The sequence below is a fragment of the Parvularcula oceani genome (genome assembly GCF_000733125.1).
In the GTDB taxonomy this organism is placed as follows: domain Bacteria; phylum Pseudomonadota; class Alphaproteobacteria; order Caulobacterales; family Parvularculaceae; genus Parvularcula; species Parvularcula oceani.
Window position 1 is genome coordinate 451558 of the sequence record NZ_JPHU01000001.1, and the last position, 15451, is coordinate 467008.

Annotated in this window: 15 protein-coding genes; 6 read left to right on the forward strand and 9 right to left on the reverse strand. The window is 68.3% G+C overall.

Annotated features, from left to right (window positions below; all coding sequences use genetic code 11):
- The first annotated feature begins 3 nt into the window (after nucleotides 1-3).
- Nucleotides 4-1368 carry a GntP family permease gene (locus IE88_RS0102135; RefSeq protein WP_031549613.1) on the forward strand — a complete coding sequence of 455 codons (1365 nt, stop codon included), beginning with the start codon at nucleotides 4-6 and terminating at the stop codon, nucleotides 1366-1368.
- Between the two features lie 7 nt (nucleotides 1369-1375).
- Here the strand turns inward: IE88_RS0102135 and IE88_RS0102140 are convergent, their stop codons facing one another.
- Together IE88_RS0102140 and IE88_RS0102145 are read right to left on the reverse strand one after the other, a co-directional pair.
- Nucleotides 1376-2425 carry a glycosyltransferase family protein gene (locus tag IE88_RS0102140; protein ID WP_031549615.1) on the reverse strand — a complete coding sequence of 350 codons (1050 nt, stop codon included), beginning with the start codon at nucleotides 2423-2425 and terminating at the stop codon, nucleotides 1376-1378.
- Nucleotides 2426-2450: 25 nt separating this feature from the next.
- Nucleotides 2451-3626 carry a hypothetical protein gene (locus tag IE88_RS0102145; RefSeq protein WP_031549617.1) on the reverse strand — a complete coding sequence of 392 codons (1176 nt, stop codon included), beginning with the start codon at nucleotides 3624-3626 and terminating at the stop codon, nucleotides 2451-2453.
- A gap of 104 nt (nucleotides 3627-3730) precedes the next feature.
- Here IE88_RS0102145 and IE88_RS0102150 point away from each other — a divergent pair, with 104 nt between their 5' ends.
- The 3 genes from IE88_RS0102150 to IE88_RS0102160 all read left to right on the forward strand — a co-directional run bounded on the left by IE88_RS0102150 (nucleotide 3731) and on the right by IE88_RS0102160 (nucleotide 7094).
- Nucleotides 3731-4720, forward strand: coding sequence for a glycosyltransferase family 2 protein (locus IE88_RS0102150; RefSeq protein WP_031549619.1), 990 nt, complete (start codon nucleotides 3731-3733; stop codon nucleotides 4718-4720).
- Between the two features lie 105 nt (nucleotides 4721-4825).
- Nucleotides 4826-6325 (forward strand): alkaline phosphatase, encoded by a 1500-nt coding sequence (locus tag IE88_RS0102155; RefSeq protein WP_036766319.1) that lies wholly within the window; start codon nucleotides 4826-4828, stop codon nucleotides 6323-6325.
- A 121-nt stretch (nucleotides 6326-6446) separates the two neighbouring features.
- Nucleotides 6447-7094 carry a hypothetical protein gene (locus IE88_RS0102160; RefSeq protein ID WP_156032301.1) on the forward strand — a complete coding sequence of 216 codons (648 nt, stop codon included), beginning with the start codon at nucleotides 6447-6449 and terminating at the stop codon, nucleotides 7092-7094.
- Between the two features lie 101 nt (nucleotides 7095-7195).
- Here IE88_RS0102160 and hflX read toward each other — a convergent pair whose 3' ends face one another.
- From hflX to trkA, 4 genes are all read right to left on the reverse strand, one after another.
- The gene (gene hflX / locus IE88_RS0102165) at nucleotides 7196-8641 is read right to left on the reverse strand and encodes a GTPase HflX (protein ID WP_081871360.1); all 1446 of its coding nucleotides are present in this window, start codon (nucleotides 8639-8641) and stop codon (nucleotides 7196-7198) included.
- The gene (gene hfq, locus IE88_RS0102170; protein WP_031549627.1) at nucleotides 8598-8840 is read right to left on the reverse strand and encodes an RNA chaperone Hfq; all 243 of its coding nucleotides are present in this window, start codon (nucleotides 8838-8840) and stop codon (nucleotides 8598-8600) included. Before hfq ends, hflX begins: the two co-directional genes overlap by 44 nt.
- 105 nt (nucleotides 8841-8945) lie before the next feature.
- Nucleotides 8946-10358 carry a potassium transporter TrkG gene (locus tag IE88_RS0102175; RefSeq protein ID WP_031549629.1) on the reverse strand — a complete coding sequence of 471 codons (1413 nt, stop codon included), beginning with the start codon at nucleotides 10356-10358 and terminating at the stop codon, nucleotides 8946-8948.
- A gap of 9 nt (nucleotides 10359-10367) precedes the next feature.
- Complete coding sequence (gene trkA / locus IE88_RS0102180; protein WP_031549631.1) at nucleotides 10368-11741, reverse strand: Trk system potassium transporter TrkA; 1374 nt, start codon at nucleotides 11739-11741, stop codon at nucleotides 10368-10370.
- A gap of 135 nt (nucleotides 11742-11876) precedes the next feature.
- Between trkA and IE88_RS0102185 the strand changes: the two genes are divergently transcribed.
- Nucleotides 11877-12374, forward strand: a complete 498-nt coding sequence (locus IE88_RS0102185) for a peptide-methionine (S)-S-oxide reductase (protein ID WP_031549634.1) — start codon at nucleotides 11877-11879, stop codon at nucleotides 12372-12374.
- On the opposite strand, the gene IE88_RS0102190 is transcribed toward IE88_RS0102185, so the two are convergent.
- Nucleotides 12375-13337, reverse strand: a complete 963-nt coding sequence (locus tag IE88_RS0102190) for an Ig-like domain-containing protein (protein WP_036766322.1) — start codon at nucleotides 13335-13337, stop codon at nucleotides 12375-12377. It abuts the gene before it with no gap.
- Nucleotides 13338-13419: 82 nt separating this feature from the next.
- Between IE88_RS0102190 and IE88_RS0102195 the strand changes: the two genes are divergently transcribed.
- Nucleotides 13420-13983: an LOG family protein gene (locus IE88_RS0102195; RefSeq protein WP_031549638.1), complete on the forward strand. Its 564-nt coding sequence runs from the start codon at nucleotides 13420-13422 to the stop codon at nucleotides 13981-13983.
- Between the two features lie 19 nt (nucleotides 13984-14002).
- Here IE88_RS0102195 and IE88_RS0102200 read toward each other — a convergent pair whose 3' ends face one another.
- Both IE88_RS0102200 and IE88_RS18005 read right to left on the reverse strand, forming a co-directional pair.
- Nucleotides 14003-14938, reverse strand: a complete 936-nt coding sequence (locus IE88_RS0102200) for a cation diffusion facilitator family transporter (protein WP_162178284.1) — start codon at nucleotides 14936-14938, stop codon at nucleotides 14003-14005.
- Complete coding sequence (locus IE88_RS18005; protein ID WP_031549642.1) at nucleotides 14935-15429, reverse strand: hypothetical protein; 495 nt, start codon at nucleotides 15427-15429, stop codon at nucleotides 14935-14937. The genes IE88_RS0102200 and IE88_RS18005 overlap by 4 nt, the downstream gene beginning before the upstream one ends.
- Nucleotides 15430-15451: the final 22 nt, after the last annotated feature.

The window sequence follows — 15451 nt, forward strand, 5'->3', positions numbered from 1 at the left end:
GGGATGCCAGGGGAGACGCTCGGGCCGATCCTGGCCACAGGCGCGGCCGTCGCCGCGCTCCTCCTCCTGGTGCTCAGGGCGAGGCTTCCGGCCTTCCTCGCCCTGATCCTCGTCAGCCTCCTCTTCGGGATCAGCGTCGGCATGGCGCCGGAGGCGGTCCTGGGCGCGGTGCGCGAAGGCGTAGGCGGCACGCTCGGCTTCGTTGCGGTCGTGGTGGGCCTCGGGGCGATGATGGGCGCGCTTCTGGAGGCGTCCGGCGGCATCGACGCGATCTCCGGGCGCATCCTCTCGCGCTTCGGCCCGAAGCGCGCGCCTGCAGCCCTCACCCTGATCGGCCTTCTCGTCTCGATCCCCGTCTTCTTCGACGTGGCGCTGATCATCCTTCTCCCCGTCCTCGTCGGCCTGAGGCAGAAGACCGGACGCCCGCTCATCGCCTTCGCCATCCCGCTGCTGGCAGGGCTCGCCGTCGCCCACGCCTTCGTGCCGCCGACGCCGGGCCCGATCGCGGTGGCGGACATTCTCGGCGCCGAACTCGGCCTCGTCATGCTGTTCGGCCTGATCGCCGGGCTTCCCGCCGCGCTCGTCGGCGGCCCCCTCCTTGCGGCTATCCTCGCGCGCTCTTCCGCCTTCGAAGGAGAGGCTTCGCCCGTTCCTGCAGCGAGCGGAAGCGGCGGGAGGGCGCCGGATCCGGCAGGTTTTCTCGACGCGCTGCTCGTCATCCTCGTGCCGGTCTTCCTGATCCTCCTCGCCACGGCGCTGACGGGCTTCGCTCCGGATGCGCAGGACGGCATTCTCGGACAGGTCATCCTCTTCATCGGCCACCCCTTCAGCGCCCTGACCATCGCCTGCCTGTTCGGCTGGTGGCGGCTCGGCCGCGCCAGGGGGATGCCGGCGGCAGACCTTCAGGCCGCGATGGCCCGCGCGCTGGAGCCTGCCGGGCTGGTCGTGCTCGTCACCGGCGCTGGCGGCGCCTTCAAGCAGGTCCTCGTGGATTCGGGCGCAGGCGCGGCGCTCGCGGCGAGCCTTCAGGCGGCGTCGGTCCCGCTCCTCCTCTTCGGCTTCGTGACCGCCGGCATCGTGCGGCTGGCACAGGGCTCGGCGACGGTCGCCATGGTGACCGCCGCGGGCCTCGCCGCGCCCGTCGTCCAGACGGCGGGCGTGCCCGCGCCGCAGGTCGCCCTTCTCGTCATCGCCATCGCCAGCGGCGCCAGCCTGACAAGCCACGTCAACGATTCGGGCTTCTGGCTCGTCAGCCGCTATCTGGGCCTGACAGAGGCGCAGACCCTGCGCAGCTGGACGGTCTGCACCACGCTGATCGGCCTCGTCGGATTCCTGGTGGCCAGCCTTCTCGGTCTGCTGATCGGCTGAGCCGGCCCTACCGGCCCAGGGCGCGCCCCGCGACGCTGCGCAGGAAGAGGACCTTGTGCCGGACGGCGTTGCGCACCTTCCAATAGGGCGCCGATCTGCGCATGGCGGCCAGCTGGCCACGCCAGTCCGTTTCCTCCCGCGGCGCCTCGTCCAGCACGCAGGCGTCTTCGAGCCGGATTCGTCCGTGTGCGCTCAGATAGCGGTCGATCTTGCTGCCATATTCCCGGCCGGCGACCGACACGCCCTTCGTCTTCAGCCGCCGCTCGAGGCTGCCGCGCAGCGTGGCCGTCCATTTATAGTGGTCGACCTGGAACGGGAAATCCGCTCGCCATGCCGGGTCGCTGGCACCCGGGAAGACGCTCAGCCGGGTGCCCGCCGCATAGCGCTCCGCCGCCGGGTTATGGACCGTATGCCCGCCGCGCTTGGGCAGGACGTCATGGCTGTGGAGCATCAGCTTGGTCGTCCCGGCCACGCCGTGATTCTCGCCCGTCCCGATAATGCTCAGCGCCACGTCCGCCCGGACCGGGAACTGCTCCGCAAGCGGCCTGTCCGCTTCCACCGCCGCCAGCGCGCCGCCAGGGGCCAAGCGGTCGATCATCACGCCCTGCACGCAATTGAGGCCCTCCGCCTCCAGCTCGGCGACGATTTCTGGCAGCGGCGCGGGATAGACGTGCATCTCGTCGACATCGGCGTTGACGATCCAGTCGCCCGGCTCCGCCAATTCGGCCTGAAGCGCCCGGCGCTGCGCCCACATGGCCTCGCTCGTATAGGGCGCGATCCAGCGCCTAGCCGGCGCGATGCCCCGTTCGGCGAGCATGCGGTCCGCCTCTTCGAGGGCTGGCGAGGCGGCATCGGCCGTGTTGAAGATCAGGGCGATCTTCGCCGGGTCGATACCGAGGGAAAGATAATGCTCGAGGAAATGCGGCAGGAGGGCGAGCTCGAGGTCGACGCCGACACAGGAAAGAAGGCGCAGACGCGCAAAGCCGCCCTGCCCTCGCGCAGGATCGGCATCCCCGCAGGCCGCCTCGTCCGCCCTTGCATCCTCGACGAGCGTCATGGCCGCTCCTTTCCGCTGCTTTTCGTCAGCCGCGATGCAAGGCGTAGACCTGCCGACCGCCATCCTGCATCGATGTGACGATCACCGTGCGGCCGTCCTCGCTCGGCACGGGGTGGAGGTCGCAGCGGAAGGGCCCGCGCGCCGGCCGGTGATTGCCGAACTTCGCGATGACCTCGTGATGGCCGCTCCGGTCGTCGTAATGCAGGAGCTTGATGTCCTCACGATAGGGCGTGTCGAAGACCGCCTCGCCGAGAACGGGCGTGGGGCCGGGCGGCAGGTGCCGCATATGCACGTTCTGCTGCAGGAGCTCCGGCGCGATGCGGCGCAGGCGGTTGTCCTTGCCGTTCCGGTCACCCAGCAGCACGACCTCGGACATGCGCCAGGCGTAGAGTTCGTGGTTGTTCAGCCAGACCACATGGGAGGTCGCCCGGGCCAGGAAGCGCAGATCGCCGCCTTCCATGCTGCCGGTCAGCGAGACGCCCTGCTTGTCGTTCCAGCCCTTGCCGGGACGGCGCCAGCGCAGCTTAACCGTGAAGCGCTTGCCGTCCGGCGAGATCTTGACGTGGTTGAACCAGTAATGCGGCCTGCGCAGCCGTTCGAGCACCTGCCGCCGCACGCCCAGCCGGTAGAGAACGAAGTCCCGCGCCTCGTCGAGGGACAGGAGGAGCTTCGCCTCCCCCGTCTCGAAGTCGATGCGCCACACGCCGTCCTCTTTGGGCGCCTCCTGCTTGAGGCGCGCATCGCCGCCTTCGGGATAGCCGTAGCCCGGGCGCAGCGTGTCGAGCCGGGCCATGTTGAGGCAGAGCCCGCTCTTGCCGTCCGGCGCGACGGCATAGACCGGGCGCGGCAGGGTCCGCCGGCTGCCGGTGCGGGTATCGACGAGCCGCGCGACGAAGGCGCCGTCCTCGCGGTCATTGTAGATGGCCAGCCCGCCTCCGCCGACCCACTGGGCCATGGGCCCCTGCTGCCAGCTCCAGGCGCGGCTCTCGCCGAGAGAAGCGAAGCTTCCCGGCTCGGCGATGTCGACGACGCCGACCTCGACCGCATCCTGCGCGGTCGGCTGATGCCCGGCAAAGCCCATGCGATGGACGAGCAGGCGCGCCCCGTCCTTGTCCATCACGGCGATGTCGTAATAGCTGTGACTATGGAACCGGTTCTTCTCCGTCCCGAAGGTCAGCTGGGTCAGCGTCCAGTTCGCCATTAAGAAGCCCCTCACTCGAACCTGTCAGACCGGGTTCCGAATTGATTTCCCCCGGCCAGGCCGATGCGGTACCGTGCAGCCGACACCGCCGCAAGATGAACGCGATGTCCCGATTCATGACAGGTCCCGGCAGCGTCACCGTCATCCTCGCCACGAGGAACGCCGCCGCCTTCCTGCCCGAAACCCTGGCATCGCTTTGCGCCCAGACGCTCGAGGCCTTCGAGCTGGTCGCCGTCGACGACGGCTCGACCGACGAAACGGCGGACATGCTCGCGCGCCATGCCGCAAGCGCCGACCCGGCGTTCCGGCCGGTGACCGTCCTGCGGACCGGCCCGCGCGGGCTCGCGGCGGCGCGCAATCTCGCGCTGAGAAAGGCGCGGGGCGAGATGATCGTCGTTCTGGACGGCGATGACATCCTGATGCCCGACCTCTTCGTCCGGGCGCGGAACCGCCTGGCGGAGAGCGGCGCGCTGGACATGGCCTATCCGCTTTTCGAACATATCGGGCCGGGCGGAGAACGCCTCGGCACGCGCAGCCTCGCCCCGGCCGGGCCGCTGACGGCGGAGCGGCTTCTGGTCCGCAATCCGATTCATTCGGATAGCGGCGTCATGGTGCGCAAGAGCGCGGCCATGGCCGCAGGCCTTTTCGACGAGACGCTGAGCGGGTGCATCGGCCTCGATTTCTGGCGGCGCGTCCTGACGCTGCGGCAAGGCAATGCGGCCTGTCTTGAGGATCCTCTGGTGCTCTACAGGCGCAGGCCCGGGCAGATCACGGCGCTCGCCGCGCGCATGGAAGACAATTTCACGAGGGTTCTCGAAAAGGCCGGGCGGGACGAGGCGCTGGGGGTGCGCGCGCGCCGCCGGGCCCTTGCGGCGCAGCGGCTCTATTGGGCCAGCCTCGCCTATGCGCAGCGCGATTACGGCGAAGCCCGCAGGCACACGGCCAGCGCATGGCGCACCGATCCGCTGCGCATGGCCCGAACGCCCTACGCCTATCAGCGCGCCGCCATAGCGGCGGCGAGCATTCTGCCTTCCTGGCTGCACGAACCGCTCAAGCGATCGGGCTTCGCGCTGCGGGCCCGCGCGAGCCGCTAGGGAACAGGGCCGCTAGCGCCGCCTTACCGAGACGAGAGGCGGCGTCGTCTTCCCCCCGCAGCGAACAGGAGTTAGTTCTGCGGCCACGCAGACGGAACAGCACGTATGATCACCGCTCTCTTCTTCGCCGCCCTGCTTGGTGCTCAGGACCCGCAGGCGCCCGCCCCCGACTGGGAGGCGCAGGGGCGCGAGGCGCTGGCCGAGCGCCTCGCGGTGGAGCCGAAAACAGGACCGGCCCGCAACGTCATCCTCTTCATCGGCGACGGCATGGACATCACCACGATATCCGCCGCCCGCATCCTCGGCGGCCAGAAACAGGGCCTGAGCGGCGAGGAGAACGTTCTCGGCTTCGAGACGCTGCCGCACACGGCGCTGTCCAAGACCTACAACACCGACATGCAGACGCCCGACAGCGCCGGCACGGCGACGGCGATGCTGTCGGGGCGCAAGACGCGCAGCGGCATGCTCAACGTCGATCAGGGCGTGCCGCGCGGCGATTGCGAGGCCGCCCGCGGCGCCCCGCTCGACACGCTCGCGGACGTCGCGGCGGCGAGCGAGCGTTCGGTCGGGATCGTGACCACGGCCAGGCTCACTCATGCCACGCCGGCCTCGGTCTACGCCTCAGCGCCCGAGCGGGACTGGGAGAGCGATGCCGACATGCCCGCGGATTCGGCCTGCGCCGACATCGCCCGGCAGCTTCTCGACCGCGCCGAGGCCATCAACCTCAAGGTCGCCTTCGGCGGCGGCCGCTCGAATTTCCTGCCGCAGGACATGGCCGATCCCGAATATGAGGACCGCACCGGCCGCCGGATGGACGGCCGCAACCTCGTCGAGGCCTGGAACGCGATGTCGCGGGACAATCGCTTCGTCTGGAACGAGGAAGGCTTCGAAGACCTCGATCCGGCGGCCGGCGGCGCCGTCCTCGGCCTCTTCGAGCCGAGCCATCTGCGCTACGAGCCCGACCGGCAGACCGAAGGGGCCGACGAGCCGTCCCTCGCCGAGATGACCCGCTTCGCCATCGAGAAGCTGGACCAGGACGAGGACGGCTATTTCCTCATGGTCGAGAGCGGCCGGGTCGACCATGCGCACCATGCGGGCAACGCCGCCCGCGCCCTGGAGGAGACGCTGTCCCTGGACGAAGCGGTGAAGGCGGCGCTCGAGACCGTGGATCTCGACGAAACGCTGATCCTCGTCACGGCCGATCACGGGCATACCCTGTCCTTCGCCGGCTACCCGCAGCGCGGGAATCCCATTCTCGGAATCGTGAAGAGCGCGGATTCGGACGGAGAGGCCGTGGTGCGGACCGGGACGGATGGCCGCCCCTATACCACGCTCGGCTACGCGAACGGCCCGGGCGCCTTGGCGGTCGGCGCCATGGGCGCTGCGGACGCCCCCCTCCTGCGGCCCGATCTGGGCGATGAGCAGGCGCAGCATCTTGATTACAGGCAGCAATCCCTCGTGCCCTCTCCCTCGGAGACGCATGGCGGGCAGGATGTCGCGGTCTATGCGGCAGGGCCCGGCGCCTATCTCGTCGGCGGAGTCCTCGAGCAGAACGTGCTCTATTACGTGATGGAGCATGCCCTTACGGGGGCCGGCACACCATAAACGTGTATCACAGCTATGTGCTACCCGATTGATTAACGCCGCGCTTTCGTGTGGAACGAATGCGTTAGGACATTGTTCACCTACTGCAAGGTTCCTGAACGCAATTCGGAGGGTTATGAATATGCGCAAACTGATGCTTACTAGCGTCGCTGCGGTCGCCACGATGGGTCTCGGCGTTGCTGCGCAAGCGGCAACCGTGACGTTCAACGGCACCGTCGGTGCCGAAGCGACACCGCCCAACGGCACGCCGATCCCCGGCGTTGTCGATCCCATGGTCGGCGGCGAAGACTTCCAGATCCAGCTCGATATCGACGAGGACGGCACGGTCGGCCCGAACGGCGATTTCACCGACGCGCTGAACGGCGCGATGGTGACGATCGGCGGCGCCGACGGCGATCCTGAGTACAGCCAGGCGTTCCTGATCGACGTGCCGAGCAGCGCGTCCGACTACGCCATGGATCAGGTCACCTTCAACCTCGTCTCGACCGAAGGCGAACTGGCCGGGAACTTCTCCATCGGCCTGACCTTCGCGAACGACGTCATCGACGGCGACTTCCCGCTGCGCGACATGCTGACCAATCTCAGCCAGTACGTGACGGCGCACTTCGTCTTCAACTTCGGCGGCTTCAAATATGACGGCACGCTGGATGATGGCGGCGTCGTGGTCGAGCCGATCGATCCGATCCCGCTGCCGGGTGCAGCTGTCTTCATGCTGTCGGGCCTCGCGGCTGCCGGCGCGGCCACTGCGCGTCGTCGCAAGACGGCCTAAGGCCAAGACCAGTATCTCAGGAAAAGGCGGCCCTCGGGCCGCCTTTTTTCTTGCGCGGACGGTCGGCAGGCCATCGTCCCTCCGCCGGAAGATCCCGCTTCTCAGCCCGATGCCGAGTCCCGGTCCTCCTCCTGCCGACCGGAGGCCGGTTCGGACAGGAGCGGGTGGGCGAATCGGGCCCGGAACTGCCCGGCCTCCTTTTCGCCGAGTCTGACGACGAGATCCGCGTCCCCGCCGCTCGACCTGGTCTCCTCGACGATCTCGGCATGCGCATGGAGCCAGGACAGCGCCGCCCCGTCAGAAACGGGAACGCTCAGGCGGAACAGGCGATGCTCGGCTGTCAGAAGACGGTCGATCCACAGATTGAGCCCGTCCATGCCGATGCCCGTGATGGCCGATCCCGCGATCGGCACCGGATCGGCGAGCGTGCCCGCAGCGCTTTTCGCCCGCGCTTCTGCGGCTGCGGCCAGGCGAGTTGCCGCCTCCTCCTCCAGAAGGTCGACCTTGTTCCAGACCTCGATCACGCGCCGTCCATCCTCGTCCCGGACGCCGAGATCGCCCAGAACCGACAGGACGTCCGCGCGCTGCGCGTCCGTCTCCGCATGGGCGATGTCGCGCACATGCACGATGATGTCGGCTTCGAGCACCTCTTCGAGCGTCGCCCGGAACGCCGCCACCAGCGTCGTCGGAAGCTCCGAGATGAATCCCACCGTATCGGAGAGGATGACCCGCGTGCCCGATGCGAGATCGACCCGCCGCATGGTCGGGTCGAGCGTCGCGAAGAGCAGGTCCTCCGACATCACGTCCGAGCCTGTCAGGCGATTGAACAGAGTCGATTTTCCGGCATTGGTGTAACCCACCAGCGCCACCACCGGATAAGGCGCCTTCTTCCGCTTCGCCCTTTGCAGGGTGCGGGTCCGGCGCACCTGTTCGAGCTGCGCTTTCAGCCGGTCGATCTTGTCGGCGAGCGCGCGGCGGTCGGCCTCGATCTGCCGCTCGCCGGGACCGCCCAGAAAGCCCGCCCCGCCGCGCTGCCGCTCGAGGTGGGTCCAGGAGCGCACGAGGCGCGAGCGCTGATAGCTTAGATGCGCCAGCGCGACCTGCAGGACGCCTTCGCGGGTCTGCGCCCGCTCGCCGAAGATTTCGAGAATCAGCGCCGTGCGGTCGAGGACCTTGGCGTTCCAGGCCTTTTCGAGATTGCGGTGCTGCACCGGCGTCAGGCTGTCATTGATGATGACGAGGCCCGGGCGCGGCGCCTGCGCGTCGAGCCATTCGCGGATCTCCTCGACCTTGCCGCTGCCGAACAGCGTGGCGGGCCGCTTCTGGTTCAGGCGGACGAGGTCGGCCTGAACCACGTCGAGCGAGATCGCGGCCGCGAGGCCCACCGTCTCCTCGAGCGCGCCCTCCTCGGAGCGCAGCCCCCCGCGCTCGCGCGTGTGCACGGGCTGGAGGACGAGCGCCCGCTCGGCGGGCAGCAGGACCGCGTGCGGATCGTCTGGCTGATCAGTCGTGATCCTGCTCCTCCTCGCGAAGCGATACGCGCCCATTGGGCATGATGGTCGAAATGGCGTGCTTATAGACCAGCTGGACCTGCTCGTCCCGCTTGAGAAGGACGCAGAAGCTGTCGAACCAAGTGATGATGCCCTGCAGCTTCACCCCGTTGACGAGGAAGACGGTGGTCGGAACCTTGTCCTTGCGCACCTGGTTGAGGAACAAATCCTGAAGCCCTGGCCGTTTTTCGCTCATTCTTGTCTCCAGCTTCTATCTGCTCACCTATCTTGCAGTGCAGCATTCCCTTAGCAAGGACCGCCTCGCCGGGTCCCGCCGGGGAGCATGGCAGGCCCGCGCAGCTTATCCCAGCCAAAACCGCTTGTTCAGCAGAACCAGCATGATGACCAGTTCCAGGCGCCCCGCGATCATGCCCATGCCGAAGAGCAGGCGCAGCGCGGGATCGAACAGCACGTAGTCCGCCGTCATCAGCGGCGCGAGGTTGAGGACCGGGCCGGCATTGGCCACGACCGAGATCGCGGCCGCCGCGCTGACCTCAAGGGAATTGCCGAAGAACGCCGCGATCAGGACGAAGGCGGCGAGCAGGATGGTGAAGGCGATGGTGTGGATCCAGACGCCGAACTCGTCGATCGTCGGCTTGTCGGCGACCACGCCGCCCGGATGGGTTAGCTTCCAAAGCTGCTCTCCGGTGCGGGAGAAGGTGACGAGCCAGCGCAGCAGCTTGATGCCGCCGGCCGTGGACACCGCCGCCCCTCCGATGATCGCCGTGACGAGGACCGGGGTCAGCGCCGGATCCTCCCCGACCGTCAGGCCGTTCGTGGACAGGATGGAGACCGCGTTGAAAGTCTGCGCGAGCAGGCGGTCGAGATCGCCGGCACCGGTCGACAGCCAGAAGAGGAGCGCGATCGCGGGACAAAGGAGCACGAAGGTCAGGGTCTCGCGGTCATCGCCGCCGCGCATGCGCTGGCGCTGGCCCGAGGCGATCCTGGCGATGACGATGAAGTTCGCGGCGCCGAGGGTCATGACGAGGACGCAGAGCACGCGCACAGCGCCGCCATAGCCCTCCATCCCGCTCGGATGCGGAACGAAGCCGCCCGAGGAGATGAGCGACATCGCCATGACCAGCGCTTCGATGACGGGGATGCCGAGGCCGATGAAGCCGGCCGCTGCGGCTCCCGTCAGGCCCATGAAGACCGGAAGGAAGACGCGGAAGGCAGCATCGAAGGCGCGCAGATAGGAATTCGACTCCCCCCGCGCGAAGGGCGGCACCAGCGGCGTGATGCCCATGAATTCTGGCCGCACGAAGATCGCCGCCGCCGTGCACAGGGAAACGAGGCCGCCGATCCATTGCAGGCTCGCGCGGTAGATCATCCCCGCCGCCGTCGCGCGCGCGCTCGGATCGGAAAGCCAGCCGCCCGTCGTCGTCAGGCCCGAGACCGCCTCGAACCAGGCATCGCCCGGCGACCAGCCCTGCTGGATGAAGGGAAGGGAAGCGGCAACTGGAACGCCTGCCCAAAGAAGGACCAGCGCCAGGAGAAGCTCGCGCAGCCCGTTCTTGACGATGGTCCGGCGCGGCAGGTTGCGGCCGAGGATCAGTGCCGCGCCGCCGCAGAAGAGGGCCATTCCGCCGCCGAAGACATAGCCCGGCAATTCCTGCGGCGCCGCCGTTCCGGCGAGGATTGCCGGCAGGATGCTGGCGCCGGCGACGGCGAACAGCGCATAGGCGATGAAACGTGCGACGGGCGAAAGCGACATGCCTGCGCCCTAGAAGTATTCGAAGCCGACCCGGAACAGCTTCTGAACCTGAGGCACGTTTTCGCGCAGCGCCAAGAGGACGACCCGGTCGCCCGCCTGCACGATGGTGGACTGATCGGGCAGGATGACCTCGCTATTGCGCAGGATGGCGCCGATCACGATGCCGCTCGGCAGATGCGCCTCGCCGAGCGGCGTGCCGACGAGATTGGAGGTCTTGAGCGCGATGGCGTCGATCAGTTCGGCCTGGCCGTCGAGGATCGAATAGACCGCCTTGATCCGCCCGCGCCGCACATGCTGCAGGATGGTGGAGATCGTCGTCGCCCGCGGGTCGATATAGCGGTCGATGCCGACGGACTGGCTGAGCGGGCCGTATTCTGGCTCGTTGATCAGGACATTGGCCCGCCGCGCCCCCTCCCGCTTGGCGATCACGCCGGACAGGACGTTCACCTGATCGCTGTCGGTCAGCGCGACGAGCGCCTCTGCGTTGGCGACGCCGGCTTCGCGCAGGACCTCGCGGTCGAGGCCCGACCCCTGAAGCACGATCGTCTTTTCGAGGCGCTCGGCGATCCAGGCGGCCCGGTCCTCGTCCTTTTCGATGAGGCGGATCTTGGACTGGCCGCGCGCCTCGAGCTCGGTGGCGAGATCGTAGCCGATATTGCCGCCGCCCACGATGATCACGCGGCGCGCGCGCGGCTGCGGCTCGCCGAGGATTTCGAGCGCCCGCTCCACCCGGTCCCGGTCGCAGACGAAATAGACCTCGTCGCCCGCCTGAAGCTGATCTGTGGCATTGGCGCGGAACAGCGTGTCTCCCCTGTGGACGCCCACGATGGTGATCTGCAGGTCGGGAAACAGCTCGCGCACCTGGCGCAGCGGGGTCTCGAGGATCGGGCAGTCCTCGCGCAGGCGCACGCCGACGGCCCAGATCCGGTCCTCGGCGAAGACCTTCACCTCGAATGCGGCGGGGGTCGTCAGGCGCTGCAGCACGCTCTGCGCCACCTCGCGCTCGGGAGAGATGATGACGTCGATCGGAATGTTGTTCTGGCTGAAGACGTCGGCGTAGCGGCTTTCAAGATAGCTCTTCGCCCGGATCCTCGCGATCTTGGTCGGGATGTTGAAGATCGAATGCGCGATCTGGCAGCTGACGATGTTCACCTCGTCCGAATGGGTGACCGCGATCACCATATCGGCCTCGCGCGCGCCTGCCTCGACCAGCACGTCCGGATAGGAGCCGGAACCGACCACGCCGCGCACGTCGAGGCGCTCGGTCAGGCTGCGGATCAGGTCGGGGTTGCGGTCGATGACCGTGACGCTCGCCTTCTCCCGCGCCAGCCGCGCCGCGATACCGTGTCCGACGCGTCCCGCGCCGCAGACGATCGCCCTCATGCCCGATGCCTCGCTTGCTTTGACCCGCTTTGTGGACCCAGACCGGGGTCTTTGTCACGCGCGGCGTCGGCAGGGCTGGCCGCGAGGCGGAGGCGCGCCCAGATCGAAGGCGGAGGGCCATGCGGGAAAGTGCGAATGGATCAGGTGATCGGCTTTGGCGGCGGTTGCCACTGGTGCACCGAAGCGGTCTTCCAGTCCCTGCGCGGCGTGACGATCGTCGAGCAGGGCTTTATCGGGGCGGACCCGCCCGAGGACGCCCTTTCGGAAGCGGTGCGCCTGCATTTCGACCCTGCGCAGATCCCCCTGCCCGTGCTGATCGAGATCCACCTGCGCACCCATGCCAGCGCGTCGGATCACAGCATGCGCGGCAAGTATCGCAGCGCCGTCTACACGCTCGGCGCCATACAGCGGCAGGACGCGGAGCGCGCGCTGGCCGCCTTCGAGGAGGAGACCGGGACCGCGCCGGTCACCCGCATCCTGCGCCTGCGCCGGTTCAGGCTCTCGCCGCCGCGCTATCGCGACTATTACCGCAGCCGGCCCGATGCGCCCTTCTGCCGGACCCATATCGACCCAAAGCTCGGCAAGCTGCGGCGCACATACGCTGCCTTCCTGCGCCCCGAAGCGGAAGGATGATCATTCCTCCTCGCCCGGCACGCGGAAGACCTGGCCGGGATAGATGAGGTCCGGGTCGCGGATCTGATCGGCATTGGCTTCGAAGATCACGGTGAATTGCCGTCCCTCGCCATAGACCGAGCGGGAGATCACCCACAGCGAATTGCCCGGCTGGACCACCACGCCCCCATCGGTGCGCTGGACCACCTCGTCATAGGCGGCCCGCTCGAAGGGCACCTCGACGACATATTCGGGTTCTCCGTCAGGGCCGACCTGCACGGCCCTCAAGGTATAGAGGCCGGGCGCCACCTGGGCGGACAGCTCCCAGCGCCCCTCCCCGTCCGCGGTGACGGGCTGGGACAGGGCGATGCCGTCCAGGAGCACCTGCACCATGCTGTCGGGGCTCGCCCGGCCCGAGAACAGCACGTTGCCGGCAGTGTCGTAGTCGATGGCCTCGATCGCCAGCGGTCCGAGATTGCGCGGGCTGTCGGTCGTCCGCTGGAGGATCTCGGTCGCCCCGCCCGGCGTCGTGCGCAGGACGAGCGGAGAGTCGGTCTCGGTTTCCGGCACGTAGATGACCACGGCCTCCTCGCTCGACACCGCCTCGCCCTCGGCGTCTATGGGCGTCTGGCGCAGGGTCAGCTCGACCGGGCCCGCCTCGAGCGGCGTTTCGGTGTTGATCGCCCAGGCGCCGTCGGGGCCGATGGTGGTTTCGGCGAGCACCTCGCCGCTCGACAGGAGCGAGACGGTGGCGCCGGGCTCGCCCGTGCCGGCCACGACGGCATAGCCGGAGCGGGCGACGCGGACGATGTCGAAGCGGGGCAGCACCATGCCCGGCTCCGTCGCCTCGGTCCGGGCTTCGGCCGGCGCCTGCCGCTCTGCGACCGGTGCCTCTGCGGGTTCCGAGCCTCCGAAATGGGAAAGGCCGAACCAGGTCGCCGCCGCGAGTATCACGAGGACGAGAACAATTAAGGCGGCGCGCATAGAGACCTTTCACATCGTAGGCCCTATGTAGGCGGGCCGTGCGGCGTTCAGACGCCGCCCCTACACTACCTAGGAGTCTCTCGTGAGCAAACTGAAGTCCCTCTGCGTCTACTGCGGTTCGCGCGTGGGTGATCGTCCCGTCTTCGCCGAGGCCGCCCGGACGCTGGGCGAGGCCATGGCGGAAAACGGCACCCGCCTCGTCTATGGGGGCGGCAAGCTCGGCCTGATGGGCGAAGTGGCCTCCGCCGTGCGCGACGCGGGCGGCGACGTCTTCGGCGTGATCCCGGGCTTCCTGGTCGAGATGGAAGGCATTCTCGACGGCGTGGACCACGAGGTCGTGGACACCATGCATACCCGCAAGATGATGATGTTCGAGGAATCGGACGCCTTCTGCACGATGCCCGGCGGGATCGGCACGCTGGAGGAGGTGATCGAGCTTCTCTCCTGGGCGCGGCTCGAGCTGCACAGGAAGCCGATCGTCATTCTGGACGTCGAAGGGTTCTGGACCCCGCTGGTCGAACTGATCGGCCACGTGATCGACCGCGGCTTCGCGGCCGAGGAACTGCGCCACGACATCATCGTCGTGACCCGCCCGGAAGACGTCATCCCGGCCATCGAGGAGCGCCTGTTCGACAACGTCATCTGACGGCGCGGAGGCCGGGGCGCTAGCCCCGTGCCGTCCGCGCGTCGGTGCAGAAGGGCACGACGCGCCCCTGCGGCACGGCATCGACCTGAATGGTCGAATGGGTGATGTCGTAGCGCTCTGCCAGCACCCGCTTGATCGTCATCAGCGTCTGTTGCGCGGCCCCCGCATTCTCCACCGTGACATGCATGGTGAGCTCGCGTTCCTTCGGCGTGACCATCCACAGCCTGAAATCGTGAATGTCGATCGCATGCGGGGCCGCCTCCAGCAGCGTGCTGCGCATCTCGGCCGTGTCGACCGTGCCGGGCGCGCCCTGCAGCAGCACATGCGCGGTCTCCCGCGTCAGCACCCATGCCGAGCGGGCGATGAGGGCGCAGACGATCAGGGTGACCAGCGGGTCGGCATAGAGCCATCCGGTCGTCCAGATCACGATGGCCGAAACGATCGCGGCGACGGAGCCGAGAATGTCTCCGATCACGTGCAGGATCGCGCCGCGCATGTTCACGTCGTGGCGGTCCCCGCCATGCAGGACGAAGAAGGCGGCGATATTGGCGAGGAGCCCGAGCACGGCGACGGTGAACATCGTCGCCGTCCCGATCTCCGGCGGCTCGGACAGGCGCTCGAAGGATTCGAGAATCAAGAACCCGATCAGCACGAAGAGCCCGAGCCCGTTGACGAAGGCGGCGAGGACCTGCGCCCGCTTATAGCCGAAGGGCAGCGCCGGCGTGACCGGCTTTCCTGCGAGCCAGCGCGCGCCGAGCGCCAGCCCGAGGGCGACGGCATCGGTCGCCATGTGGCCGGCATCGGCGATCAGGGCCAGCGAGCCCGAGACGATCCCGCCGACGATCTCGACCACCATGAAGCCCGCGATGACGAACAGCGCGATGCGCAAACGCCCGCTATCGCTCATTCCGTGATCATGGTCGTGATCGTGGTCATGTCCGTGCCCGGCGCTCATGGCCTGCACCCCGCAATCCCGGCGACGGGGACGACCCGCGACCAGCCATCGGCGCCCTGCACCCGCAAGACCGCTTCCTCGACATAGTTTCCGGCGGGGAAGGGCTGGCCCCATTGCCCGCGCATGGTGACCCGCACGGCGCCGCTCTGCGTCTGCCCCTCGAAATGCTGCACAGAGGGAATGCCCAGCCGCGCTTCGCCGCCGCGGCCGACGAGGTTGAGCTGCGTCCTCTGCCCCTCGATGACCATGCTGGCCATGCCGTCATCCACCGAGCGGAAGATCGGAACGGGACTGGCCCCCGACAGCGTCCACAGGATCGTGCCGCAGCGGCCGGGCGGGATCGCGTAGTCGTCGAGCGCATCGGGGTCCGGCGCCTCGCTCCGCGCGAGAAGGGGCGCGCCGCCGCCGCGGCCGCTCGTGTCCTGCGTGCTGGCGCAGGCGCCGAGCGAGGCGAAAAGAAGCACGAAGAGGCCGGCTGCGCGGTGGGTCATGCGGCCACGCTACGCCGAGCCG

Coding starts and splice junctions, on each gene's coding strand:
- IE88_RS0102200 (WP_162178284.1), bottom strand. CDS start 14,938: ATGAGCGCCGGGCACGGACATGACCACGATCACGACCATGATCACGGA.
- IE88_RS18005 (WP_031549642.1), bottom strand. CDS start 15,429: ATGACCCACCGCGCAGCCGGCCTCTTCGTGCTTCTTTTCGCCTCGCTC.
- hfq (WP_031549627.1), bottom strand. CDS start 8,840: ATGAGCGAAAAACGGCCAGGGCTTCAGGATTTGTTCCTCAACCAGGTG.
- trkA (WP_031549631.1), bottom strand. CDS start 11,741: ATGAGGGCGATCGTCTGCGGCGCGGGACGCGTCGGACACGGTATCGCG.
- IE88_RS0102135 (WP_031549613.1), top strand. CDS start 4: ATGCCAGGGGAGACGCTCGGGCCGATCCTGGCCACAGGCGCGGCCGTC.
- IE88_RS0102140 (WP_031549615.1), bottom strand. CDS start 2,425: ATGACGCTCGTCGAGGATGCAAGGGCGGACGAGGCGGCCTGCGGGGAT.
- IE88_RS0102145 (WP_031549617.1), bottom strand. CDS start 3,626: ATGGCGAACTGGACGCTGACCCAGCTGACCTTCGGGACGGAGAAGAAC.
- IE88_RS0102185 (WP_031549634.1), top strand. CDS start 11,877: ATGGATCAGGTGATCGGCTTTGGCGGCGGTTGCCACTGGTGCACCGAA.
- IE88_RS0102175 (WP_031549629.1), bottom strand. CDS start 10,358: ATGTCGCTTTCGCCCGTCGCACGTTTCATCGCCTATGCGCTGTTCGCC.
- hflX (WP_081871360.1), bottom strand. CDS start 8,641: ATGGGCGCGTATCGCTTCGCGAGGAGGAGCAGGATCACGACTGATCAG.
- IE88_RS0102150 (WP_031549619.1), top strand. CDS start 3,731: ATGTCCCGATTCATGACAGGTCCCGGCAGCGTCACCGTCATCCTCGCC.
- IE88_RS0102155 (WP_036766319.1), top strand. CDS start 4,826: ATGATCACCGCTCTCTTCTTCGCCGCCCTGCTTGGTGCTCAGGACCCG.
- IE88_RS0102190 (WP_036766322.1), bottom strand. CDS start 13,337: ATGCGCGCCGCCTTAATTGTTCTCGTCCTCGTGATACTCGCGGCGGCG.
- IE88_RS0102160 (WP_156032301.1), top strand. CDS start 6,447: ATGCGCAAACTGATGCTTACTAGCGTCGCTGCGGTCGCCACGATGGGT.